This window comes from Pseudoalteromonas sp. QJM3NY_22, assembly GCF_056173065.1.
Map to the genome: position 1 here is coordinate 282,859 of NZ_CM149655.1, position 24,732 is coordinate 307,590.

Annotated in this window: 22 protein-coding genes, 2 tRNA genes and 3 rRNA genes; 22 read left to right on the forward strand and 5 right to left on the reverse strand. The window is 41.2% G+C overall.

The features are described 5' to 3' along the window. Position 1 precedes the first annotated feature (1 nt). Genes gspF through AC0VZ4_RS01435 form a run of 10 tightly spaced genes read left to right on the forward strand, consistent with a single transcriptional unit; the run spans position 2 to position 7,426 of the window. Entirely contained in the window at positions 2-1,237 is a 1,236-nt protein-coding gene (gspF, locus tag AC0VZ4_RS01390; protein WP_475440694.1) for a type II secretion system inner membrane protein GspF, read from the forward strand. Between the two features lie 52 nt (positions 1,238-1,289). Then, the gene (gene gspG, locus AC0VZ4_RS01395) at positions 1,290-1,712 is read left to right on the forward strand and encodes a type II secretion system major pseudopilin GspG (protein ID WP_475440695.1); all 423 of its coding nucleotides are present in this window, start codon (positions 1,290-1,292) and stop codon (positions 1,710-1,712) included. A 49-nt stretch (positions 1,713-1,761) separates the two neighbouring features. Then, positions 1,762-2,349, forward strand: a complete 588-nt coding sequence (locus AC0VZ4_RS01400; RefSeq protein ID WP_007378575.1) for a prepilin-type N-terminal cleavage/methylation domain-containing protein — start codon at positions 1,762-1,764, stop codon at positions 2,347-2,349. Beyond that, positions 2,350-2,724, forward strand: a complete 375-nt coding sequence (gene gspI, locus AC0VZ4_RS01405) for a type II secretion system minor pseudopilin GspI (RefSeq protein ID WP_475440696.1) — start codon at positions 2,350-2,352, stop codon at positions 2,722-2,724. Beyond that, complete coding sequence (gspJ, locus tag AC0VZ4_RS01410; protein WP_475440697.1) at positions 2,725-3,393, forward strand: type II secretion system minor pseudopilin GspJ; 669 nt, start codon at positions 2,725-2,727, stop codon at positions 3,391-3,393. Further along, a complete protein-coding gene (gene gspK / locus AC0VZ4_RS01415) occupies positions 3,393-4,379 on the forward strand; it encodes a type II secretion system minor pseudopilin GspK (RefSeq protein WP_475440698.1) in 987 nt (328 codons plus the stop codon). The genes gspJ and gspK overlap by 1 nt, the downstream gene beginning before the upstream one ends. Then, positions 4,376-5,584, forward strand: coding sequence for a type II secretion system protein GspL (gene gspL, locus AC0VZ4_RS01420; RefSeq protein ID WP_475440699.1), 1,209 nt, complete (start codon positions 4,376-4,378; stop codon positions 5,582-5,584). The genes gspK and gspL overlap by 4 nt, the downstream gene beginning before the upstream one ends. Further along, positions 5,581-6,054: a type II secretion system protein GspM gene (gene gspM, locus AC0VZ4_RS01425; protein ID WP_007378570.1), complete on the forward strand. Its 474-nt coding sequence runs from the start codon at positions 5,581-5,583 to the stop codon at positions 6,052-6,054. Before gspL ends, gspM begins: the two co-directional genes overlap by 4 nt. 3 nt (positions 6,055-6,057) lie before the next feature. Next, positions 6,058-6,816, forward strand: coding sequence for a type II secretion system protein N (locus AC0VZ4_RS01430; RefSeq protein WP_149604926.1), 759 nt, complete (start codon positions 6,058-6,060; stop codon positions 6,814-6,816). A gap of 22 nt (positions 6,817-6,838) precedes the next feature. Further along, entirely contained in the window at positions 6,839-7,426 is a 588-nt protein-coding gene (locus AC0VZ4_RS01435) for a UPF0149 family protein (protein WP_475440700.1), read from the forward strand. A 102-nt stretch (positions 7,427-7,528) separates the two neighbouring features. Here the strand turns inward: AC0VZ4_RS01435 and AC0VZ4_RS01440 are convergent, their stop codons facing one another. Both AC0VZ4_RS01440 and AC0VZ4_RS01445 read right to left on the reverse strand, forming a co-directional pair. Then, positions 7,529-7,735: a hypothetical protein gene (locus AC0VZ4_RS01440; protein ID WP_475440701.1), complete on the reverse strand. Its 207-nt coding sequence runs from the start codon at positions 7,733-7,735 to the stop codon at positions 7,529-7,531. Between the two features lie 8 nt (positions 7,736-7,743). Further along, entirely contained in the window at positions 7,744-8,094 is a 351-nt protein-coding gene (locus AC0VZ4_RS01445; protein WP_475440702.1) for a hypothetical protein, read from the reverse strand. A 289-nt stretch (positions 8,095-8,383) separates the two neighbouring features. Here AC0VZ4_RS01445 and ccoG point away from each other — a divergent pair, with 289 nt between their 5' ends. From ccoG to AC0VZ4_RS01470, 5 genes are all read left to right on the forward strand, one after another. Next, positions 8,384-9,814 (forward strand): cytochrome c oxidase accessory protein CcoG, encoded by a 1,431-nt coding sequence (gene ccoG / locus AC0VZ4_RS01450; protein WP_475440703.1) that lies wholly within the window; start codon positions 8,384-8,386, stop codon positions 9,812-9,814. 86 nt (positions 9,815-9,900) lie between these two features. Then, positions 9,901-10,881, forward strand: coding sequence for a serine/threonine protein kinase (locus AC0VZ4_RS01455; protein WP_475440704.1), 981 nt, complete (start codon positions 9,901-9,903; stop codon positions 10,879-10,881). 34 nt (positions 10,882-10,915) lie between these two features. Next, positions 10,916-11,539: a thiol:disulfide interchange protein DsbA/DsbL gene (locus AC0VZ4_RS01460; RefSeq protein WP_475440705.1), complete on the forward strand. Its 624-nt coding sequence runs from the start codon at positions 10,916-10,918 to the stop codon at positions 11,537-11,539. Between the two features lie 15 nt (positions 11,540-11,554). Then, positions 11,555-12,193 (forward strand): thiol:disulfide interchange protein DsbA/DsbL, encoded by a 639-nt coding sequence (locus AC0VZ4_RS01465; RefSeq protein WP_033031090.1) that lies wholly within the window; start codon positions 11,555-11,557, stop codon positions 12,191-12,193. A gap of 59 nt (positions 12,194-12,252) precedes the next feature. Beyond that, on the forward strand, positions 12,253-12,705 hold the full coding sequence (locus tag AC0VZ4_RS01470; RefSeq protein ID WP_475440706.1) for a 2-thiouracil desulfurase family protein: 453 nt from the start codon (positions 12,253-12,255) through the stop codon (positions 12,703-12,705). A gap of 10 nt (positions 12,706-12,715) precedes the next feature. Here the strand turns inward: AC0VZ4_RS01470 and trmA are convergent, their stop codons facing one another. Beyond that, the gene (trmA, locus tag AC0VZ4_RS01475) at positions 12,716-13,813 is read right to left on the reverse strand and encodes a tRNA (uridine(54)-C5)-methyltransferase TrmA (protein ID WP_475441598.1); all 1,098 of its coding nucleotides are present in this window, start codon (positions 13,811-13,813) and stop codon (positions 12,716-12,718) included. Between the two features lie 162 nt (positions 13,814-13,975). On the opposite strand from trmA, the gene AC0VZ4_RS01480 reads away from it, so the two are divergent. Then, entirely contained in the window at positions 13,976-15,115 is a 1,140-nt protein-coding gene (locus AC0VZ4_RS01480) for a DUF5610 domain-containing protein (protein WP_475440707.1), read from the forward strand. A gap of 65 nt (positions 15,116-15,180) precedes the next feature. Further along, complete coding sequence (murI, locus tag AC0VZ4_RS01485) at positions 15,181-15,981, forward strand: glutamate racemase (RefSeq protein WP_475440708.1); 801 nt, start codon at positions 15,181-15,183, stop codon at positions 15,979-15,981. Here the strand turns inward: murI and AC0VZ4_RS01490 are convergent. Continuing rightward, a complete protein-coding gene (locus AC0VZ4_RS01490) occupies positions 15,944-16,423 on the reverse strand; it encodes an RNA recognition motif domain-containing protein (protein WP_007378558.1) in 480 nt (159 codons plus the stop codon). The genes murI and AC0VZ4_RS01490 overlap by 38 nt on opposite strands. A 629-nt stretch (positions 16,424-17,052) precedes the next feature. Here AC0VZ4_RS01490 and AC0VZ4_RS01495 point away from each other — a divergent pair. From AC0VZ4_RS01495 to rrf, 5 genes are all read left to right on the forward strand, one after another. After that, positions 17,053-18,588, forward strand: a 16S ribosomal RNA gene (locus tag AC0VZ4_RS01495). A 76-nt stretch (positions 18,589-18,664) separates the two neighbouring features. Further along, positions 18,665-18,741, forward strand: a tRNA-Ile gene (locus AC0VZ4_RS01500). A gap of 50 nt (positions 18,742-18,791) precedes the next feature. After that, positions 18,792-18,867, forward strand: a tRNA-Ala gene (locus tag AC0VZ4_RS01505). Positions 18,868-19,172: 305 nt separating this feature from the next. Further along, a 23S ribosomal RNA gene (locus tag AC0VZ4_RS01510) occupies positions 19,173-22,063 on the forward strand. A 150-nt stretch (positions 22,064-22,213) separates the two neighbouring features. Beyond that, positions 22,214-22,328 (forward strand): 5S ribosomal RNA (gene rrf, locus AC0VZ4_RS01515). The 16S, 23S and 5S rRNA genes sit together here with 2 tRNA genes alongside, the layout of an rRNA operon. A 292-nt stretch (positions 22,329-22,620) precedes the next feature. Here the strand turns inward: rrf and recG are convergent. After that, positions 22,621-24,702 (reverse strand): ATP-dependent DNA helicase RecG, encoded by a 2,082-nt coding sequence (gene recG, locus AC0VZ4_RS01520; RefSeq protein ID WP_475440709.1) that lies wholly within the window; start codon positions 24,700-24,702, stop codon positions 22,621-22,623. Positions 24,703-24,732 lie beyond the last annotated feature (30 nt).

A 24,732-nucleotide genomic window follows, 5' to 3' on the forward strand; every position in this document is an offset into this window, starting at 1 on the left:
TATGGCGGCGTTTGAGTATCGTGCTCTCGATGTTAGAGGTAAAGAAAAAAAAGGTATTTTAGAAGCTGATACGGCTAGACAAATACGTCAAGTTTTACGTGATCAAAAGCTAACGCCGCTCGAAGTGGTTCCAGCAGCGCAAAGTGATAAACAAGTTAAAGGTGAAAAAGCCCCTTTATTTGGTAGCTTTTTTAAACCCACTATATCAACATCTGATCTGGCACTTATTACTCGTCAGCTAGCAACGCTGATTCAATCAGCACTGCCAGTTGAAGGTGCGGTAATGGCTGTAGCTGAGCAGTGTGAAAGGCCGCGTTTAAAGCGCATGCTTATGTCAGTACGCTCAAAAGTTGTTGAAGGCTATACGCTTGCTGATGGTATGAGCGAGTTCCCCCATGTATTTGACGATTTATACCGTGCAATGGTTGCCGCAGGTGAAAAGTCGGGCCACCTTGACCAAGTACTTAACCGCTTAGCTGATTACACCGAGCAGCGTCAACATATGCGAAGCCAAATTACTCAAGCAATGGTTTATCCTATTATTTTAGTGGTGTTTGCAATTGGTATTGTGTCGGTTTTATTAGGTACAGTTGTACCTAAAATATTAAAAACCTTTGAAAAGACCAAGCAAGTATTACCTTGGACAACAGAATGGGTAATGGCCGGCAGTCATTTTGTGCAAAATTATTGGTTTATTAGCTTAATTGCTATTACAGGCATAGCTATTGGTATTAAGCATGCATTGAAACAGCCAAAAATACGTTTTTGGTGGGACGATAGGGTGCTGCATATGCCAGGAATTGGCAAAGTTGCACGTGGTGTTAATACCGCTCGTTTTGCACGCACGCTAAGTATTTTATCATCAAGTTCGGTACCTCTACTTGAAGGGATGCGAATATCAGGAGGTGTGTTAGTTAACGAAAAAATTAAGAAAGCAGTTGCTGACGCTTCTGATAGAGTAAGTGAGGGAGCGAGTCTAAGGGCAGCGCTTCAGCAAACAAAATTATTCCCACCCATGATGCTGCATATGATAGCCAGCGGTGAAAAATCTGGAGAGTTGGAGCAAATGTTAGAACGTGCTGCAAATAACCAAGATCGTGAATTTGAAAGTATGGTTAATGTGTCGCTTAAGTTATTAGAACCCGCGATGATAGCGTCAATGGCCGTTATTGTACTTTTTATCGTTATGGCAATTTTACAGCCAATTATGGCAATGAATAAAGCCGTTGGGCTTTAACCTAAAATAACTTTTTAATATATTAGTATTTTTAGAATAATGAGGTAATTACGTGAACAAACAATCAGGTTTTTCTTTACTAGAGGTAATGGTGGTACTTGTTATCATCGGAATGATCATGTCAATTGTGGCACCAAATATTATGGGTCAACAAGAAGAGGCTGCTATTGATAAAGCGCATTTAGATATTCAGCAGCTTGAAGATGCAATGAGCCTATACAAGCTTAAAAATAAAAATTATCCAAGCACAGAGCAAGGTTTAGAAGCCCTTGTTAATAAAACAAGTATTGAGCCTGTTCCTAAACGCTTTCCAGATGGTGGGTTTATCAGTGAACTACCAGAGGATCCTTGGGGTAATACTTATCAGTTAATTAGCCCTGGAGAAGTTGGTAAGTTTGATATTTTCTCTTTTGGCCCAGATGGTGAACCCGGAACCGATGATGATATTGGGAACTGGGATGAAGAAAAACAATAATGCAAATTAAGAGTACATTGTTTTTATACGTAAATAACGAGAGCTTACTATGCAAGTAAGCTCTACGCGTATAAACGCAAAAACGCGTGGTTTTAGTTTGATCGAAATTTTAGTGGTATTAGTGATTATCGCTTTTGCCACAAAAATGGTGGTATACAGCTTAGAAGGCGGAGCTGAGGATGAGCTAGATACTCAGGCACTTAGGCTGCATACCACCATTAATATGGCGTCAGAGTTTGCTATTTTAAATCAGGTAGAGCTTGGTTTTCACTTAGATGACAATGTGTTTGAGTTTTTAGTTTTTGATGGCGAAAAATGGATAACCTTCGATAGAGAAGACTTGTTTAAACCAACGGAGTTTGATGAGCGTTTTAAAGTAACACTTAATCTTGAAGATTTAGCTTGGGCACAAGATAACTTGCTTGAGCAAGCTAACTGGCGTGAGTTAATGAGTGGTGGTGACGAAGATAGTTTGCTGGAACTTAAAAAACTTAAAATTCCAGAAGTACTTATTTTATCATCAGGAGAGGTTAGTGCATTTCAGCTAATACTTGAATTAAAAGAGCAAAGTGAGCCTGTCTATTATATTGAAGGTGAATTTACAGCCCCAGTTAATTTACGTCGAGAACCAGAATAAATGTATAACCATAAAGGTTTCACCTTACTTGAAGTGCTCGTTGCATTGAGTATTTGTGCCATGGCAGGTATTGCCGCTATGCAAGCAACAGGCGAGCATATTCACCATCTATCGACGATTGAAGAGCAAACTTACGCTTCATGGGTTGCTGAGAATGTTTTAATAGAACAGCGCACTAAAGGTGAGCAGTGGCAAGGTAAAAATGGCGCACGAGGCAGTGAAGTAATGGCAGGGATAGAGTGGTTTTGGCAGCAAGAAGTAATTCCTACTGCAGATAAAAATTTTGTAAAACTGACCATTAATGTATTTAGCGATGAAAAGTATGAGCAATCTACTTATGAGCTTACAACCTATTTAAATAAAGGTAAGAAGTAAGTGAAGCAACGTGGATTTACATTACTCGAAGTTATGGTGGCATTGGGGATCTTAGCTTTTGTAATTATTGCTACGCACCAAATATTAGATACCACCACGAGAGCGAAAGATGCCTCAGATGAAAAAATAGCCGAGCTTAATGGACTACAAACTACATTTAGACTGATGGATCAAGATTTTAGCCAAATGACAAAGCGAGCGGTGCGTAATGAATCTGGTGATGTGCAAGAGCTGTATTTATTGGCCGGACGATATGTTCTTGATAGTCAATATGATGGGATTGCTTTTGTACGCGATGGTTGGATAAACCCGATTAATTTACTACCACGCTCTGAACTTCAAGCCGTTGGATATAGGGTTATGGATGATAACTTAGAGCGCGTGTACCGTGTTTATGTCGATCAGCTTGATAACATGGAGCCACGGGTACAAGTTATTTTAGAAGGGATTGAAGAATTAAAGTTTGAATTTTTAGATGATAAAAATGAATGGCAAGATAAATGGGAAATTAAAGCGTTGCCTAAAGCCGTTGCGGTTACTCTACAGCAAGTTGACGCAGAATCTATTCGTCGTGTGTTTTTAGTACCGGGGCAAGGAAAAATAGTAGTACCACCAAGTACGAACTCTACTAATACAACCTCAAACAGAACAAGCGGAGGGACTCCTTAATGGATAAGCACTCTTCGCGTGGAGCCGCTTTAGTCATTGTATTATTTATTGTTGCTTTGGCTGCAATTCTAGCTGTAGAAATGAGTGCAAACTTAATGGTGCAAGTCCAAAAAAGTACCAATTTACAAGGGCATCAGCAAGCTAAATGGTATGCCTATGGCGCAGAAGAACTTGCCATTAAAGCCCTTATTCAAAGTAAAAAAGATGATGCAGAAAAAACCACGCTAGAGCAAGTATGGGCAACACAAGGAGATGTGCCTTACCCTGTAGATAACGGTACGTTGAGTGGAAAAATCACTGATTTACAAGCATGCTTAAATTTGAATGCGTTAGCCGTAGAGCCCGATCCAAACAGCGCAGAAAAAACAAATCCAGCGCACAAAGCTTTGTTTGCTCTTCTTGAAAATATAGATGATTTACCAGCGAATGAATCAGAAGAGGCGATGGCCGATAGTGTATTTGATTGGCTTGATAGCGATAGCATAACCTATCGCTCTGGCGCTGAAGAAGACGAGTACTTATCACGTGAATTCCCATATATGACTGCAAATAGTTTATTCGCTTCTACATCAGAGTTGCGTTTAGTTAAAGGGTTTAATCCTTTAGTAATGGAAAAGGTATTACCTTATATATGTGTTATTCCTGGCAGCAAGCTGCTTTCTATTAACGTAAATACATTAGCACCAGAGCAAGCACTTATACTTAGCGCATTAATTGATGAGCTTAGTTTATCAGGAGCTGAAGCGGTTATTGCCGCGCGTCCGCAGGCGGGCTTTGATAGTAAAGATGAGTTTTTTGAAGTGGTTCAGCAACAAGGCGGAAAAAACGTCAAAGCTGTTGAAAACTTATTTGATATTAAGAGTAGTTATTTTAAATTACAAACGCAGGCAAATTTCGTTGACCTGCGTTTTTCGATGACCACCTTACTGTACGCCGAAAATGGCGACGTAACGATACTGGCGCGAAAATTTGGAGGCGTACAGTGACAGAGATACTGTTGATCCGCACGGGTCAAACTGAACAAGATAGCCTTAATTGGTTAATTTATTCACCGCAAGAACAAGAAATAATAGCAAGTGGTGAACTATTAAATGCGAGTCACTTAAGTGAGCTGAGCGAGAAAGCACAAAGTCGGGAAGTGATCGTATTGCTTCCTTGCGATCAGGTGCAACTGAAAACAGTCATTTTGCCAACAAAGTGGAATCGCAAATTAGAACAAGCTTTACCCTATATGCTTGAAGAAGATATAGCGTGTGATGTCGATGAGTTATTTATTGCTGTTGGTGAGTCAACAATGGTTGGCGAACAGCACGCAGTTCGAATTGCAATGACTGACAGAGAATGGTTTGAGCAATGGTTAGCACTATTTAACGAACATCACTTAGCGGTGTATACAATTATTCCTGATGCCCTATTACTCCCTTTTGCTGATGACGATATAGTCACTGCAATAGAGCTTAATAATCAGTGGTTATTTAAGCAAGGCCAATGGCATATCAGTGCTGTAGAAACCAGTTGGTTAAACGGTTACTTATCAGCCATGGGTAATCCTGAAATCAAACATTTTAGCCCTGCTAATCACTTTCCTGAGAGTGTAAATTTGCAAGCACAAACGAGTGATTACGATTTACCGTTGGCATTATTTGCAAAGCAGCTTGGACAGGTTAAATTTAATCTGCGCCAAGGGACGTATCAGCTTAAAAAGAAAAGTACATTGTGGTGGGGATACTGGCAAAGTGCGGCAATTATTGCCGGCGTTGCTTTAGCGTCAACAATCGCAATAAAGGCGTTAGAGTTGCATCAATTAAATACCAAAGTTGATATAGCAAAAGCACAAGTTGTAGAACGCTATCAAAATGCATTTCCAGGTACTAAAGTACGCCCACAGCTAATTAAGAGCCAAATTAATGGTGCACTAAAAAAAGTACAAGGTGCAAGTGATGCTGGGTTTTTAGATTTAACAGCTCAGTTAGTAGATGTTTTTTCGCAAGTGAGTGAATTTACCCCCGAAACGCTTCGCTACGATAAACGTCGTAATGAGTTACGCATTCGTGCCCGAGCTAAAGACTTTCAAACTTTTGGTAAAGTTAAAAGTATTCTTGAAAAGCAGGGCTTGACCGTAGAACAGGGATCACTAAACAATGATGGTGACTTTGTTGTAGGTGAAATAAAACTGCGAGGTGCAGTATGAAAAAGCAGTTAATACAATATTGGCGTTCGCTAAAAGAACAAGAGCAACAATTAGTTGTTGGTGCTGGTGGTGTGTTTATTATTTTTGTATTAGTAATGGGAATTTTTAGACCATTAAATAATGCAATTGAGCGAGCTGAAAAATCACAAATTAAGCAGCAAGAGTTATTAGTTTGGGTCGATGAAAGTATTGTTAAGCTTAAAGCCGCAGGTAATACGCGAATAGAAAGCAACCAAAACTTAAGCCAGATAGTTAACTCAACGCGTAGTCGTTATAATATCAGTATTAGTAAAATGCAGCCAAGTGATAGTTCATTACGTTTAACACTTGATTCAGTAGAGTTTAACCAGTTAATAGAATGGCTTGACGAATTGGTGAATCAGCATGGTTTACGTGTCGAAAATTTAGATTTAAGTCGTGATGATAAATCGGGCTACGTTCGTGTAAGTCGTTTGGTATTAGAGAATTAATTAATGAAAAAAATAATAACGTTATCGATTGTCTTTTTACTTAGTTTTATCGTGTTTTGTATTATGAAATTACCGGCAGCTATTGCGCTTGATATCGCAAAGCCGTATTTACCAAAACAATTAGAAATAGGGCAAACTGTAGGTACTGTCTGGCAAGGTCAAATGATGCAGGTCCGTTTTGATGACGAGCAGTTAAATAATGTCCGTTGGGATATTGCTGGCTGGCAGTTATTTATAGGTAAACTAAATACTAATGTAAAATTTGGTAATGCACGTGAGCGCAGTGATATTTCGGGTTATGCGGATGTAAGCTATGGGCTTTTTAATAAGGAAGTTATAGTGACTGATGGACTTGTTCGTTCGACAGTAGAGCGTGCAATGCAACGAGTGCGACTTCCTCTGCCTGTAACCGCTAAAGGGCGTGTAATTTTGGAAATTGATGAATACAGCACCGGTGCACCTTATTGTGATTCATTAAAGGGTGAAATAGCGAGTCCTAATATTGACGTACAAGGCTTAAATGGGTGGTTTAATATTGGCCCTCTGGCTGGTAAATTAAGCTGTAAGTCGGGCGATATTGCTATATTAATTGATCCAGATAATACGTTAGGCCTTGAGGCTGATGCCACACTTAAAGCTAATTTTGACTTCAGAGTCGCGGGCTATGTTAAACCTGATGCCAGTCTTCCAAAAGATGTACATGATGCGGTTAAGTTTTTGGGTCGTCCAGATAGTCAAGGTCGTTACCCGCTCAATTTTTAATGTTTACTAATAAAGAGTTTTAATGCAATTACCTCAATTTACTGAGCTGCACGCGAAGCAGCTCAGCACATTTTTAGATACCCAGCCCCAAGCAATGACATTATTACAAAGCCAAGGTTATTTGTTTGGCGTAATTTGCTCTCCTGAACCACTTGATGTGCATGAATGGCTCGATACAATATTATCAAATAAAGCCAATGATTTAGACGAAGAGACATTGTTTTCGTTTATGGCGCTATATCATCAAATTAGCGAACAGGTGTTTGAAGCTGGTTATAAATTGCCTGCTAATTATGATATTTATTTTTGTAAAAGCTGGAGTGAAGGTTTTTTACAAGCAACCACAATGTACACTCAAAAACTGCTAGATGCCCCACAATTAGAAGTACAATATAAAGAAGCACTAGAGAGCGCTCAAGCAACACTGAGCTTTTTTGCACTCGATGAGCAAATTATTAGCCAAATTGCAGCACAAAATTTAATAGATGAGCAGTTACTCTGTTTACAACAATATGAGCTAATGGGCGATTTTGCTTTAGGTTTTGCTGAACTTGTTGAGATTGTAGCGCTTAATAGTGGCTTATATACAGACGAAGGCTGGGACTACTAGGTGTACTTTTAGTGCTCAGGTTCTTTTTATTACGCGGGCCTATTGCAAGTAAATTCAACGTTAAATAGCGGCTTGGGATTGGTTTATTATCCAAAATTCAGATTAAGTACCTAATTCCAGAATAATATCAGTACAACCTTGCTTACACCTTACTACTCCTTTACCAGCTTCGGTGGTTGCTAGGTTTAGCGTTAAAACACCATTGCATTTCTCGCACTTTAGTGTTTTTCCCTGCGCTAGTTTTTTAAGCATGTTGCGCTGTTTATGGAACGAGTCACTGGCTTTCTTATTTAATTTTGAAAAATCCATTACTTTGCTCACCTTTGTTCTAACGCTTCAGATATTATCTTACATACAGTATTTAAACGCTCATCGTAAAAATATAAGTTTAACTCACGCTCACGACAATAACGTAAATTAAACAACTGCACAGACTCGTCTGTTGTGAAGGTTTTCTCTACGTACTCCTGCCCTGAATCTGACAGTCTTAATTGTGATTTTATACGGCTTTTAGTCATATTAGCAGCGGGGCTGCGATTAACTTTAGTTGTCTCGCTTAAAAAACTAATACCTTCACCTAGTAATTTCTCTCGAGGCTCTTTTATAAGTGGATGATCAATCGTAAAAAAAGCAAGGATCACTAACACTAGTATTATAAATTTTTTCATGAGCACGTAAACCTTGATCTGAATGAGGTTGAATTACCATGCAGTGTAATAAAATGCATTTTAAAAGCAAGTAACTGAGATGAATAAATTATTAGCGATCTATGCCAGTAATTTTAATCAATATTGGTATAATGCTTAATAGCAATCAGATGTTTCTGAAATATCTGAAAGTATTCAAATGATGATTTATTAAACTGATCATGCCTAGCAAGTAACTTGCTACACTTTACTGTATAGGGCATTTGAATATTGCTAAACTTTTATTTCCAAGCGGCGTTGAGGAACTTCGATGGACAAACAAATTAAAGTAAAGAACATTCCTGTGGAGGTAAAAATCCAAAAACCGGATTTAAGCCGTCAAGATGACAGGTTTAATCCCCGAAATCGTATTTATGTGCGAGCAGTGAAAGGTCTTCATCAATTATTAAGGCAGCGTATTGGTTTTTTAGGTTTGCTTGCATTTATGGCACTACCATGGATTAATTTTAACGACCAACAAGCTGTGCTGTTTGATTTAATCGGGCAAAAATATAATATTTTTGGTTTAACGTTGTGGCCACAAGATTTCACCATACTCGCGTTCATTTTTATGTTGGCAGCATTTGCGCTGTTTTTAGTGACCACCTTCTATGGGCGAGTGTGGTGTGGCTACACATGTCCACAAACTGTTTGGACCTTTATTTTTATTTGGTTCGAAGAGAAGTTTGAAGGTACTGCTAATCAACGTAAAAAACTCGATCAACGGCCCATGAATTTTGATAAGTTTTGGCGTAAAACGGCAAAACATACTAGTTGGGTATTATTTTCGTTATATACCGCTATTTCCTTTGTCGGTTACTTTACGCCGATAAGAGAGTTACTCCCTAATTTTGTAACGTTTAACGTAGGCGGTTATGCATTAGTAAGCATTATATTCTTTGCTGTGTGTACCTATGGCAATGCCGGTTGGATGCGAGAAATTATGTGTTTACACATTTGTCCTTACTCACGTTTTCAATCAGCTATGTTTGATAAAGACACATACACAGTAACGTACGATGAAAGCCGAGGTGAAAGCCGTGGTCCTCGTTCACGTAAAGTAGACCATAAAGATTTAGAACTAGGCGACTGTATAGACTGTAATTTATGTGTTCAAGTATGCCCAACGGGTATTGATATTAGAAATGGGCTACAAGCTGAATGTATAAACTGTGGCGCGTGTATTGATGCGTGTGATGGCGTAATGGATAAAATGGAATATCCGCGTGGGCTTATTTCATATACGACAGAGCGAAACCTCGAAACACCTGAAAATAAAACTAATCCACTACGCGCTAAAATCATTGGTTACACAGTTATACTTGTTGTGCTTACGGGGGCACTTGTAGCTAATATCGCACTGCGTAAAACAATGGACTTTGATATCATTCGTGACCGAAACCAATTATATCGTGTCGATTTTGATGGTTTAGTAGAGAACACCTATACATTAAAGGTAATTAACAAGGCGCAGTACGAGCAAACCTTTAATATTAAAGTACAAGGGTTAGATAACTTTAAATATATTGGTAAGCAGTCATTTACAGTGCAGGCAGGGCAATCTCATAATGTGCCATTGTCGCTTGTAATGGATCCTTATGATTTGAAGGCGCCGATGACAGAGTTTAACTTTGTGCTTTCACCGGTAGATGCGCCGGATGAGACAATATCGCAGTCGAGTAACTTTTTTAAAGCGCGATAATCACAACCTACCTTAAATAGGTAAGTTGATATAGCAATTAACAAAAGCGGGTATATAACCCGCTTTTTATTTTATATAAGAAGAGTATGAGTAAATTTAGTTTTATTGACTTAACACCTGACCTAATACTCGATGCAATAGAAAGCGTAGGTGTGTACGCCGAATCTGGTTTATTGGCGCTCAATAGCTATGAAAACAGAGTGTACCAATTTAAAGCCGATGATGGCCTGCGTTACGTAGTGAAGTTTTATCGCCCAGAGCGCTGGAGTAAAGAACAAATTCAAGAAGAGCATGACTTTGCATTTGAACTAGCAGAAGCAGAAGCAGAAGTACCCGTTGTTGCCCCTATTTTATATAATGGGCAAAGCCTGTTTGAACACGAAGGGTATTTGTTTGTGTTGTTTCCAAGTGTAGGCGGGCGTTTATTTGAGGTTGATAACTTAGATCAGCTTGATGTAATGGGGCGATTAATTGGCCGTATGCACCAAGTAGCTAAAACAAAACCTTTTACTTACAGGCCAACAGTTACCTGCGATGAGTATTTGCATACAGCCAAAGTTCATCTTCAAAAAAGTAACTTAGTGCCTATGGGAATAAATACTGCCTTTTATACTATTTTAGATTTAGTGATAGAGCAGGCGCAAAAACAGTATAAAGATGTGCAAAGTATTCGCTTACATGGTGACTGCCACGTTGGTAATATTTTGTGGGCTGGTGATGCGCTAATGTTTGTTGATTTAGATGACAGCCGCCAAGGTCCTGCAATCCAAGATTTATGGATGATGCTCAGTGGCGATAGAGCGACGCAACTGTTACAGTTAGACACCCTTGTAAATGCGTATGAAGAGTTTTGTGATTTTGATCACTCTCAACTCAAATTAATTGAACCGCTGCGAGCAATGCGTATTATCCATTATATGGGATGGGTAGCTAAACGATGGAGCGATCCTGCCTTTGTGCGGAACTTTACATGGTTTGCTGATGACAAATACTGGGAGCAACAAATTTTAGCACTGAAGGAGCAACTTGCAGCACTGCAAGAAGCGCCGTTAAAGTTATTGCCGTAATATTTTATTTAAAGACAAGTACAACGAGATACAAATGCTTAAAAAATTAAAACTAGGCCTACTACTTCTTTGTTTACCATTTGCGGCATTTGCTGCACAATTTGAAGCTGATAATCAATATACAATTATTAATGCAGAGAAAAGTAAAACACCACAAGTGACGGAATTTTTTTCATATTATTGCCCGCATTGCTTTAAGTTTGAACCTGTTGCTCAGGCAATAGAAAAAAGCTTACCAACAGGTGCAACGTTTATTAAAAATCATGTTAACTTTTTAGGTGGTGTTTCACCACAGGCGCAAACCAATCTGAGCTTTGCTTATCTGATCGCCAAAAAACATGGGCAAGAAGATGCTATCACAGAGCAAATATTTAAAAGTATTCATGTTCAACGTGCACCATTGACTGAGATGAAAGATTTGAAAAAACTTTTAGAAGTTAATGGCATTGATAGCGAAACGTTTGATAAAGATATGGCAAGCATGCCTATTATTTCAGCTGAGCGTGCATTACAAGGTAATCAAAACAAATATTCAAAATTAGGCGCACTTACAGGTGTACCTACTTTTATTGTTAACGATAAATATAAAATTAATATTAATACAATTAAAAGCCAACAACAGTTTGATGAACTAGTTGCGTTTTTATTAGCCTTATAATTTCGGAGCATAATAATGATTAAATTAGTTAAAGCAGGTTTGCTTGCAGTATTACTTCCTATGGCGGCAGCAAGCTTTGCAGCAACGTATGAAGAAGGCGTGCATTACGACGTTGTTTCTGAGCGTGCAACTAAAAAGCCAGAAGTTAAAGAGTTTTTCTCATTTTACTGCCCTGCATGTAATAACATGGAGGCACTAATTGGTGAGTTTAAGCCTAAGCTTGATAAAAATGTTAAATTTAAAAAGAGTCATGTTGATTTTGTGGGTGTACGTGACCCAGAAAACCAACAGATGATGAGCCAAGCACTTGCGACAGCTGAAGTACTCCCACAAAAAGATCAGATTATTTCTGCAATCTTTAATCATATCCATACAAAGCGCGCTAAATTTAATGAGCTTGCAGATGTAAAAGATATATTTGTAGCGCAGGGCGTTGATGGTGATAAGTTTGATAAGCTGTTTAAAAGCTTCTCGGTACGTACGCTGAGCTCTAAAATGAAACGCGATCAAGACTACTTTAAAGAAAAAGGCGCACTACGTGGCGTACCTACCTTTATTGTAAATGGTAAGTACAAATTAAACCTAGGTCGTGAGTCGGGTATTACTGAACCAGAAGATATTGGAAAATTAATTAATTACCTAGCTAATAAATAAATTTAGCCAAAATAAAAAAAGCTCCTTAAAGAGCTTTTTTTATTTATAAGGATATAGCGATGGAAAAAATATTAGTATCGAGTTGTTTGCTAGGGCAACCTGTTCGCTACGATGGTAGAGGACACGCAATTTTGCATCCACAGCTTAATTTGTGGCAAAAACAAAATAGATTAATTGTGTTTTGTCCTGAGGTCGCTGGTGGGCTTCCTATACCTAGATCTCCTGCTGAAATAATACAGGGGAGTGTAGTTACTAATTTAGGAGAAGATGTAACAGAGCAGTTTCAAACTGGAGCTAATATAGCGCTAGAACTCTGTAAAAAGAATCAAGTGCGTTTTGCTCTACTTAAAGAATCGAGTCCTTCTTGCGGACGAAATACAATATATGATGGAAAGCATCGCGGAGTAAAAATCGAAGGTCTAGGTTTAACTACAGCATTATTAATGAAAAATGGTATTCAAGTATTTAGTGAGGAGCAAATACCAGCACTTATAAAAGTACTGGCACTTTAATTTTGGCTGGTTATTTGCGTTGTAAGAAAACGCCCGACTCAATGTGATGTGTATATGGGAACTGATCAAATATAGCAAAGCGCTTAACGTTGTGCGTATGTGTTAAGTGATCAAGATCACGCTCAAGGGTTTCAGGATTACACGATATATAAATTATGCTTTCGTAGTTAGCCACTAAGTCACACGTTAATTCATCCATGCCCGCGCGCGGTGGATCAACTAATATGGTTTGGCAGTCATAGCTTTTAAGGTCAATACCATCTAAACGAGAGAAAGTACGCTCGCCATTCATTGCTTGAGTAAACTCTTCACTCGACATACGAATAATATCTAAGTTCTCTAGGTTATTTTTAGTAATATTGTATTGAGCAGAATGAACAGATGATTTTGATATTTCTGTTGCTAATACTTTATTAAAACAGCCCGCTAACGCAATTGAAAAGTTACCGTTACCGCAATACAGTTCTAATAAATCATTTTTAAGTGGTTTACATAAATCTTGCGCCCACTCCAGCATATTAATATTTACTTTTGCATTAGGCTGAGTAAAGCTATTTTCTACTTGTTGATATATAAGCTCTTGACCATTGACTGTTAAACGTTCAGTTACAAAGTCATCACCTAGTACTTCTTTTTGTTTGCGAGCACGGCCTATAAAGTCAATTTTGTATTTACTGCTAAGCTTTTCTTTAAGTGCTTTAATTTCACTTAACCATTCATCATCCAGTGGTTTGTGATAAAGCAAGCTTACTAAAATTTCACCGCTTAGCGTTGATAGGTAATCGATTTGAAATAACTTACGGCGTAATATTTCACAAGGCTTGAGGCTTTCAATCATCACCTGCATTATTTCACCTACTAGAGGCGCGGCTGGATCAAATGTATCAACACGGATTTTTTCTTTTGTTTGTTGATCAAACATAATGTGAAACAGATCGTCACCGTCGTGCCATACTCTAAATTCAGCACGTTGGCGGTAGTTAGTTGGCTCTGAGCTAAATACTTCTAGTTGCTCCACACCAAAACGTTGAAACTGCGCACTAATACGCTGCTCTTTTTCACTTAACTGCGCTTGGTACTGTGTGGTATCTATTTTAATAACTGCCATTAACGCTACTACCTTATCTAAGATCTGTTTATCGGCGCTATTGTAGGGAGCGCTGCGTATTTGTCTAGTTTTGGCTAGCATTTATGCTGTTTTATTGCGCATTGTACTTTAGTTTTTATTGTTATAGCCGATAATAAATTACGCACGCTCAGGAGATGTAACATGAAAATAGGTAACTATGGCTTCACGCCAAACAACAACATTAATAAATTCAATAATAAAGCAGATATACAGCAACCTACTATTCAATCTCCCCAAGATAGTTACCAGCAACGTGGCAAAGAATTAGCTGCAAAAGTGCTTGGCGATAAAATGGCTGAGCAGCTTGGATTGCCTATCGCAGAAAAAAAAGCAGACAAACCACTATTTGATTTTGATGAAATCGTAAAAAACGTACTCGATTTTGTCAGCGGCGCTGTAAATAAAGCAAAAGCTAATGGCGCTAATGATGAAAAGCTTAAAGACATGTTAGGCGATGCGCGCAAAGGAGTTCAAATAGGGATTGACGACGCTGTTGATGAACTCAAAGGAACAGGTGTATTTAATGACGAAATGGAAGAGGGCATCAATAAGTCCAAAGAGGGAATTTACAATGGGTTTGATAAATTTGAAGAGTCGCTATTTAATCCACAACCTGCCAGCGTAAATATAAGTCAGGCTCAATATGTCAGTATGACTAGCAATGCAGAGTATAAATTCACTACCGCAGAAGGCGATGAGGTAAGTATTAGCTTTGCGGATGCATTTGAATCTCAATCGGCGAGTGGCTATCAGAGAAACAGTGATAGTGAATCGTTTGCAAGCTCATCATCGCAATCTCGACAGGTATCATTTTCGATGTCGGTTAATGGTGACTTAAATGAGCAAGAGCAAGAAGCGATTAATGCGATGATGGAAGACTTACAAGATTTAAGTAAAACCTTTTTTGGTGGTGATTTAGATGAAGCATTTGAACAAGCACAAGAGCTGAGTTTAGGCAGCGATCAGCTGGTGGCTTTTTCTATGGATTTACGCCAAACAAAAACAATAGCCACAGTTAAAAGCTATGAAGAATATAAACCAGAACCAGAAAAACAAGTAGCAGAAGGTTTAGCCCCTTTTAATGACGACCTTAAAAGTGCTTTTGAAAAAGCGGGTGAACTTGGATTACAAAATCAACTAGCTGGCATTCTACAATGGTTAAATCAAGATCAGGAACAAATAGATAAGTTAGTAGATTACACAAAGTCTATGTTCGAAAACCTTAATCAATTAAATTCAGCGGCCGATGATCTTGCCGATTTAGAAACCACACAAAGCTAAACTACTTTCTTTTATAAATACCTCATGGCAAACTGCCGTTCTTAAAGTAAAGTGGGAACGGTAGTTTGTCAGCGCATATAATGGTCTTTGATTCAGGTATTGGTGGAACTACCGTACTTGAACATATCAAGCAAAGTATCCCCAATGCTCAGTACAGCTATTTTATGGATAATGCATTCCTACCTTATGGTGCTCAATCCCAACAAACAATAATCAACCGATTGTGCTCACTTATTCATTTCATCAAAGCCAACACGCTTGACGTTGATTTAATAGTAATAGCGTGTAATACGGCTTCTACATCTGCACTTAGTGCTGTTCGCCAAGTGACAGATATTCCTATAGTAGGTGTTGTGCCAGCAATAAAGCCTGCCGCAGAATTAACACGCTCAAATCATATTGGCTTATTAGCCACACCAGCCACGGTCGCCAGTTCATACACTAAAACATTAATTGCTGAACATGCACGTAATGTAATCGTTAATCTATATAGCAGTGTGGAGTTAGTGACATTAGCTGAGCAACACTTTTTTACAGACTATTTAGATACAAACAAGTTGCACCAAGTGCTTGATGGCCTAAATATAGATAAAGCTATAGATGTACTTGTACTAGGGTGTACGCACTTTCCGATATTAGTAGAGCCGATTAGTCAGTATTTTGAAGGGAATGTAAAATTACTTGATTCAGGTGTAGCGATAGCAAACAGAGTCAACTACCTACTTAACCAACTTAACCTATGTGTGAATAAGCGAACAGACATAAAAAAGCCGCTGCAATATTATGCAACGGCTGATGTGTTTAGCAATAAGCTAGCGGTAAAGCTAGTTACACTGACTGATCTGTCTCAGTACGTAGAGCATTAGAATCGTCTTCTTGTTTTTGTTTTGCTTCACGTACTTTTAAAGTACGTTGTTGGAACTCGCTATCGTTCAAGTTAGCAATTGCATTGTCTGCATCAGCTTGCGCCATTTCAACAAAACCAAAACCACGACGCTTGCCAGTATTTTTATCCTTTAATAAACGAACATTGAATACTTTGCCTTGTTCTTCAAATAATGCACGAACAACACCTTCATTTGCGCGGTAAGGAAGGTTACCAACATAGAGAGTCTTTGTTTTTACTTCGGCTTCTTCAGTTACATCAGACGACATTGCTGCAATAACAAGTGCGCCTACTAACAAACCAACACCAAATAGAAGCGCAGGGTCTAGTGCCAGGCTTGCTAAAGCAAACTTAACAACAACAAAACCAACTACAGCAAGAATAACAGAGAAGATAAAAGCTTTTTGATCGGGTAATTTCATTTTAGATCTACCAATAAACAGGAAATAAACATTAATTTAACATTGTGAACTTGCTATCTTAACGTCTTAATTGAACATAGCAATGATATTTGTATTAAATAATAAAGAAGAGCACAAAAAAACATCGTTTTACTAAGGTTTTAATATGATTTCACTCGGTTCTGTTCTATTTTTGTTCGAACAGTAAAAAGATCTAAAAAAAGGGTTGATCTGTTTTCGGATCTCCCTATAATGCGACCCCACTGAGACGGGAAACGCCGAAGCATAGCGAGGCACGAACTACTCAGAGAGTTAAATAAAACTTCGGTTTTAAATCTTCTAAAAAGAAAGTTTAAAACTAAGTGTTGACTCGAAAAATAAAGGGTGTAATATTCGCATCCCTTGAGACGCTAAAGCGACTCAAAACGTTCTTTAACAATGTAAAGCAATCATCTGTGTGGGCACTCGTACAGATTGAGTTCTAACAGCCAAACTACTTAGGTAGCGAGGCAAACAAATTAGAGTCTCAATTGAAAACTGAGTGACCAACAGAATAGTTATTTCGGTAATTATTCGGCACAGTCAATTCAATATCGAAAGATATTAAAAAATTCAGAATTCATTGAGCTGTCGAAAGACATAAAACTTTTTAATTGAAGAGTTTGATCATGGCTCAGATTGAACGCTGGCGGCAGGCCTAACACATGCAAGTCGAGCGGTAACAGAGAGTAGCTTGCTACTTTGCTGACGAGCGGCGGACGGGTGAGTAATGCTTGGGAACATGCCTTGAGGTGGGGGACAACAGTTGGAAACGACTGCTAATACCGCATAATGTCTACGGACCAAAGGGGGCTTCGGCTCTCGCCTTTAGATTGGCCCAAGTGGGATTAGCTAGTTGGTGAGGTAATGGCTCACCAAGGCGACGATCCCTAGCTGGTTTGAGAGGATGATCAGCCACACTGGGACTGAGACACGGCCCAGACTCCTACGGGAGGCAGCAGTGGGGAATATTGCACAATGGGCGCAAGCCTGATGCAGCCATGCCGCGTGTGTGAAGAAGGCCTTCGGGTTGTAAAGCACTTTCAGTCAGGAGGAAAGGTTAACGGTTAATACCCGTTAGCTGTGACGTTACTGACAGAAGAAGCACCGGCTAACTCCGTGCCAGCAGCCGCGGTAATACGGAGGGTGCGAGCGTTAATCGGAATTACTGGGCGTAAAGCGTACGCAGGCGGTTTGTTAAGCGAGATGTGAAAGCCCCGGGCTCAACCTGGGAACTGCATTTCGAACTGGCAAACTAGAGTGTGATAGAGGGTGGTAGAATTTCAGGTGTAGCGGTGAAATGCGTAGAGATCTGAAGGAATACCGATGGCGAAGGCAGCCACCTGGGTCAACACTGACGCTCATGTACGAAAGCGTGGGGAGCAAACGGGATTAGATACCCCGGTAGTCCACGCCGTAAACGATGTCTACTAGAAGCTCGGAGCCTCGGTTCTGTTTTTCAAAGCTAACGCATTAAGTAGACCGCCTGGGGAGTACGGCCGCAAGGTTAAAACTCAAATGAATTGACGGGGGCCCGCACAAGCGGTGGAGCATGTGGTTTAATTCGATGCAACGCGAAGAACCTTACCTACACTTGACATACAGAGAACTTACCAGAGATGGTTTGGTGCCTTCGGGAACTCTGATACAGGTGCTGCATGGCTGTCGTCAGCTCGTGTTGTGAGATGTTGGGTTAAGTCCCGCAACGAGCGCAACCCCTATACTTAGTTGCTAGCAGGTAATGCTGAGAACTCTAAGGAGACTGCCGGTGATAAACCGGAGGAAGGTGGGGACGACGTCAAGTCATCATGGCCCTTACGTGTAGGGCTACACACGTGCTACAATGGCGCATACAGAGTGCTGCGAACCTGCGAAGGTAAGCGAATCACTTAAAGTGCGTCGTAGTCCGGATTGGAGTCTGCAACTCGACTCCATGAAGTCGGAATCGCTAGTAATCGCGTATCAGAATGACGCGGTGAATACGTTCCCGGGCCTTGTACACACCGCCCGTCACACCATGGGAGTGGGTTGCTCCAGAAGTAGATAGTCTAACCCTCGGGAGGACGTTTACCACGGAGTGATTCATGACTGGGGTGAAGTCGTAACAAGGTAGCCCTAGGGGAACCTGGGGCTGGATCACCTCCTTATACGATTTAGAACTTATTTGTTCGTAGTGTCCACACAGATGATTGTTATTGTAAAGAGAACAACACTTATTGTTTTGGGTCTGTAGCTCAGCTGGTTAGAGCGCACCCCTGATAAGGGTGAGGTCGGTAGTTCAAATCTACTCAGACCCACCACTTCTTGTCTAATCAAGAAGATGGTTAAAACAGTAAGTACCAGCATATGTGGGGCTATAGCTCAGCTGGGAGAGCGCCTGCCTTGCACGCAGGAGGTCAGCAGTTCGATCCTGCTTAGCTCCACCACTTTTACTTCTTAAAAATAAATATTCTTTATCGGGCCATTAACAGCCTGAGAATAGAGTGTGTTTAATTTTGAGAGGTTTTTGTATCTCTTGCTCTTTAAAAATTTGGAAAAGCTGATAATAAAATTCTGATAGATACATTGTATTTATCAAGAGTTTTCAAAAGTAAAAAACAATGGTAGCAGTACCATTGAGTGCCATTTAGTTAACTCTTATGAGTTGATTGATTGGTATCTACTTTAGTATTCAATATTGACTTCTGGCGAAGTTAAACTGTCACGAAACAAAGACCCGTTTGGGTTGTATGGTTAAGTGACTAAGCGTACACGGTGGATGCCTTGGCAGTTGGAGGCGATGAAGGACGTATTAACTTGCGATAAGCCTAGTCAAGCTAGTAAAAAGCGCTTGAGACTAGGATTTCCGAATGGGGAAACCCACCTGCTTGCAGGTATCGTTAACTGAATACATAGGTTAACGAGGCGAACGCGGAGAACTGAAACATCTAAGTACCCGTAGGAAAAGAAATCAACCGAGATTCCGAAAGTAGCGGCGAGCGAAATCGGAACAGCCCTTAAGCTCATTATGTGTTAATGGAAGGCTGCTGGAAAGCGCCACGATACAGGGTGATAGTCCCGTACATGAAAAGACATTTTAAGTGAAATCGAGTAGGTCGGAGCACGTGAAACTTTGACTGAATATAGGTGGACCATCATCTAAGGCTAAATACTCCCAACTGACCGATAGTGAACCAGTACCGTGAGGGAAAGGCGAAAAGAACCCCTGTGAGGGGAGTGAAATAGAACCTGAAACCGTGTACGTACAAGCAGTAGGAGCCCACTTGTTGGGTGACTGCGTACCTTTTGTATAATGGGTCAGCGACTTATATTTTGTAGCGAGGTTAACCGAATAGGGTAGCCGTAGGGAAACCGAGTCTTAACTGGGCGACTAGTTGCAAGGTATAGACCCGAAACCCGGTGATCTAGCCATGGGCAGGTTGAAGGTTGAGTAACATCAACTGGAGGACCGAACCCACTAACGTTGAAAAGTTAGGGGATGACCTGTGGCTAGGAGTGAAAGGCTAATCAAACCGGGAGATAGCTGGTTCTCCCCGAAATCTATTTAGGTAGAGCCTCGGACGAATACTTACGGGGGTAGAGCACTGTTAAGGCTAGGGGGTCATCCCGACTTACCAACCCTTTGCAAACTCCGAATACCGTAAAGTAATATCCGGGAGACACACGGCGGGTGCTAACGTCCGTCGTGAAGAGGGAAACAACCCAGACCGCCAGCTAAGGTCCCAAAGTCATAGTTAAGTGGGAAACGATGTGGAAAGGCCCAGACAGCCAGGAGGTTGGCTTAGAAGCAGCCATCCTTTAAAGAAAGCGTAATAGCTCACTGGTCGAGTCGGTCTGCGCGGAAGATGTAACGGGGCTAAACTATGCACCGAAGCTGCGGATTCAGAATTTATTCTGAGTGGTAGGGGAGCGTTCTGTAAGCGGTTGAAGGTGTACCGGGAGGTATGCTGGACGTATCAGAAGTGCGAATGCTGACATGAGTAACGATAATGGGAGTGAAAAACTCCCACGCCGGAAGACCAAGGGTTCCTATCCCATGTTAATCAGGGTAGGGTAAGTTGACCCCTAAGGCGAGGCCGAAAGGCGTAGTCGATGGGAAACAGATTAATATTTCTGTACTCGATATAATTGCGATGGGGGGACGGAGCAGGCTAAGCAAGCATGGCGTTGGTAGTCTATGTGAAAGTGAGTAGGGCGTTTGTTTAGGTAAATCCGGACGAACACTAAACCTGAGACACGAGACGAGTCACTACGGTGATGAAGTTGCTGATGCCATACTTCCAGGAAAAGCCTCTAAGCTTCAGATTATATGGAATCGTACCCCAAACCGACACAGGTGGTCAGGTAGAGAATACTAAGGCGCTTGAGAGAACTCGGGTGAAGGAACTAGGCAAAATCGTACCGTAACTTCGGGAGAAGGTACGCTCCTATCTGTGATGAGACTTGCTCTCTAAGCGGACGGGAGCCGCAGTGACCAGGTGGCTGGGACTGTTTATTAAAAACACAGCACTGTGCAAAATCGCAAGATGACGTATACGGTGTGACACCTGCCCGGTGCCGGAAGGTTAATTGATGGGGTTATCCTTAGGGAGAAGCTCTTGATCGAAGCCCCGGTAAACGGCGGCCGTAACTATAACGGTCCTAAGGTAGCGAAATTCCTTGTCGGGTAAGTTCCGACCTGCACGAATGGTGTAACCATGGCCACGCTGTCTCCACCCGAGACTCAGTGAAATTGAAATCGCAGTGAAGATGCTGTGTACCCGCGGCTAGACGGAAAGACCCCGTGAACCTTTACTACAGCTTGGCACTGAACATTGAACCTACATGTGTAGGATAGGTGGGAGACTTTGAAGCAGCGACGCTAGTTGTTGTGGAGTCAACCTTGAAATACCACCCTTGTAGTTTTGATGTTCTAACGTTGGCCCCTGAATCGGGGTTACGGACAGTGCCTGGTGGGTAGTTTGACTGGGGCGGTCTCCTCCTAAAGAGTAACGGAGGAGCACGAAGGTTGGCTAAGTACGGTCGGACATCGTACGGTTAGTGTAATGGTAGAAGCCAGCTTAACTGCGAGACAGACACGTCGAGCAGGTACGAAAGTAGGTCATAGTGATCCGGTGGTTCTGAATGGAAGGGCCATCGCTCAACGGATAAAAGGTACTCCGGGGATAACAGGCTGATACCGCCCAAGAGTTCATATCGACGGCGGTGTTTGGCACCTCGATGTCGGCTCATCACATCCTGGGGCTGAAGTCGGTCCCAAGGGTATGGCTGTTCGCCATTTAAAGTGGTACGCGAGCTGGGTTTAGAACGTCGTGAGACAGTTCGGTCCCTATCTGCCGTGGGCGTTTGAGAATTGAGAGGGGTTGCTCCTAGTACGAGAGGACCGGAGTGAACGAACCGCTGGTGTTCGGGTTGTCATGCCAATGGCATTGCCCGGTAGCTACGTTCGGAACTGATAAGCGCTGAAAGCATCTAAGCGCGAAGCAGGCCTCGAGATGAGTTCTCACTAGACTTTTAAAGTCTCTGAAGGGCCGTTGAAGACTACAACGTTGATAGGCAAGATGTGGAAGTGGTGTGAGCCATTAAGCTAACTTGTACTAATTACCCGTGAGGCTTAACCATACAACGCCAAACGCGTTTTATGTGATAGTGAAGCAAGCGAAGAAGTTAATATAACTAAAGTAGATATTACTTAGAAAGACTTAAAAAATATTATCAGATATTTTCCAAATTAAGTTAGTGCGCAGAAATACGTATTAACGCCCAAATTTGCTTGGTGACAATAGCGTTTTGGACCCACCTGACTCCATGCCGAACTCAGTAGTGAAACGAAACAGCGCCGATGATAGTGTAGCATTTGCTATGTGAAAGTAGGACATTACCAGGCTTCAAATTGTAGAGAGCCCGACTAGAAATAGTCGGGCTTTTTTACGTCTGCAGAAAAGTGAAAATAAAAGCGGTAGCCAGAGCCCATACCGAACTCAGTAGTGAAACCAAACAGCTCGAAGGCGAGCCCTACGGAAGGCCGCCCCGACACAATGATAGTTTACATTTGCTATGTGACTCTTCACCGCTGTGGGCACTACGACATTACCAGGCTTCAAATTGTAGAGAGCCCGAATCTAACGATTCGGGCTTTTTTACGTCTGCAGAAAAGTGAAAATATATTTCAATGAGGGTTATGCTTGTGCGTAGTTTGACTTATTGCCAAGCCATCTATGAATCAGAGGATCCACATGTTGAGGGTATTGTTTTAGCATTTGCTGCGCGATAGGTCTTACTTGATTAAGTGTTTGTTTGTCGCGCGTTAAGTCTGCAATTTTGAATTCTGCTAAACCAGTTTGCTTTGTGCCGAGAACTTCACCCGGGCCACGAATTTCTAAATCGCGCTCTGCTATCACAAAGCCATCGTTACTATCGCGTAGTACACCTAATCGCTTTTGAGCGGTATGAGACAGTGGTGCGTGATATAAAAGCACACAATGCGATGCCGTAGCGCCGCGGCCAACTCGCCCGCGTAACTGATGCAGCTGTGCTAAGCCTAAGCGCTCAGGGTTTTCTATAATGATTAAGCTCGCATTAGGGACATCTACACCAACTTCAATAACCGTAGTGGCAACTAAAACATGTATATTACCTGCCTTAAACTCGCTCATAATGGCTTGTTTTTCAGCTGATTTCATTCGCCCATGTACTAAGCCTACGTTTAGCTCTGGTAATGCTTCTTTTAACTGCAGTGCACTGTCTTCGGCTGCCTGGCATTGCAGGACTTCTGATTCATCAATAAGTGTACACACCCAGTAAACTTGGCGGCCTTGCTCGTTACACGCTAATTTAACGCGGGCAATAATATCGTCTCTGCGAGTATCAGGAAGTGCCACTGTTGTAATTGGCGTACGCCCTGGTGGTAGCTCATCAATTACAGAGGTTTCTAAGTCGGCATACGCTGTCATAGTGAGTGTGCGTGGGATGGGTGTTGCAGTCATGACCAGTTGATGGGGATAGCAATCACCAAACTTACCTTTTTCACGCAGTGATAAACGCTGATGAACACCAAAGCGGTGTTGTTCATCAATAACGATAAGCACTAAGTTATTGAACTTAACTTCATCTTGAAATAAAGCGTGAGTACCTACAATCATTTGCGCTTCACCAGAGGCTATTTTTTCAAGTGTTGCTACGCGCTCTTTGCCTTTTGTTTTACCGCCAAGCCAAGCAACGGTTATACCTAGTTGATTAAACCACGTTGTAAAATTAACACCATGTTGCTCTGATAAAATTTCAGTAGGAGCCATTAAAGCGACTTGAAAGCCCTGCGCAATGGCTGTTAGTGCACTCAGTGCTGCTACTAGGGTTTTACCAGAGCCTACATCGCCTTGTACTAAACGCATCATTGGATACGCGTGTTGCATGTCATCTTTAATTTCAGCAACTACGCGGCTTTGCGCATTTGTGGGTGCAAAAGGAAGTTGATCTAAAAATTGGCTTTCTAATGTGTTTACCGGATTTAATGCCACGGCTTTAACTTGTTGCCCTTGCTCTCGTACTTTTAACAAGCTGAGGTTTTGAGCAAGTAACTCCTCAAATACAAGGCGCTGTTGAGCAGGGTGAGTACCTTGCTCTAATGCGGTTACATCAACATCATTTGGTGGGCGGTGCAGTAATAATAAGGCGTCACTTAGCGGCATATTTGATGGCTGCCACTGTGAAGGCAGTAGTTCTTCTACTGAGTATTTATTTAGTAAATCAATAGCCTGTTCGCTTAAAGCTCTAATCGATAGCTGCTTTAAGCCTTCGGTTGTTGAATAAACGGGCGTTAATGTTGTCGCTACTGGCTGCTCGTTAGAGGTATCGCTGATGCTGTATTCAGGATGACTCATTTCAAAGCCAACACGGCCACGGCGCACTTCACCAAAACAACGTATTATTTTACCAGCGCTAAATGCGTTTTTTTGTGCGGCGGTAAAATTAAAAAATCGTAGTGTTAGCCTGCCAGTACCATCATTGATTTGGCAAACAAGCATGCGCCTTTTTCCAAACGTGATTTGGCTTGTTTCAATTGTTGCTTCAACACTCACGTGGCTGTGCAGTGACAACTCATTAATCGCGTATAAGCGAGTGCGATCTTCATAGCGAAGTGGCAAATGAAAAAGCATATCTTGCACAGTTAAAATACCTAGCTTTAACAAACGCTCAGCCATTTTTGGGCCGACCCCTTTGAGCTCTGTAATTGGGTATTGATTTAAGCTAGGTTTAGACAAATTATATCAATCTTATTATTTGTGAATAAG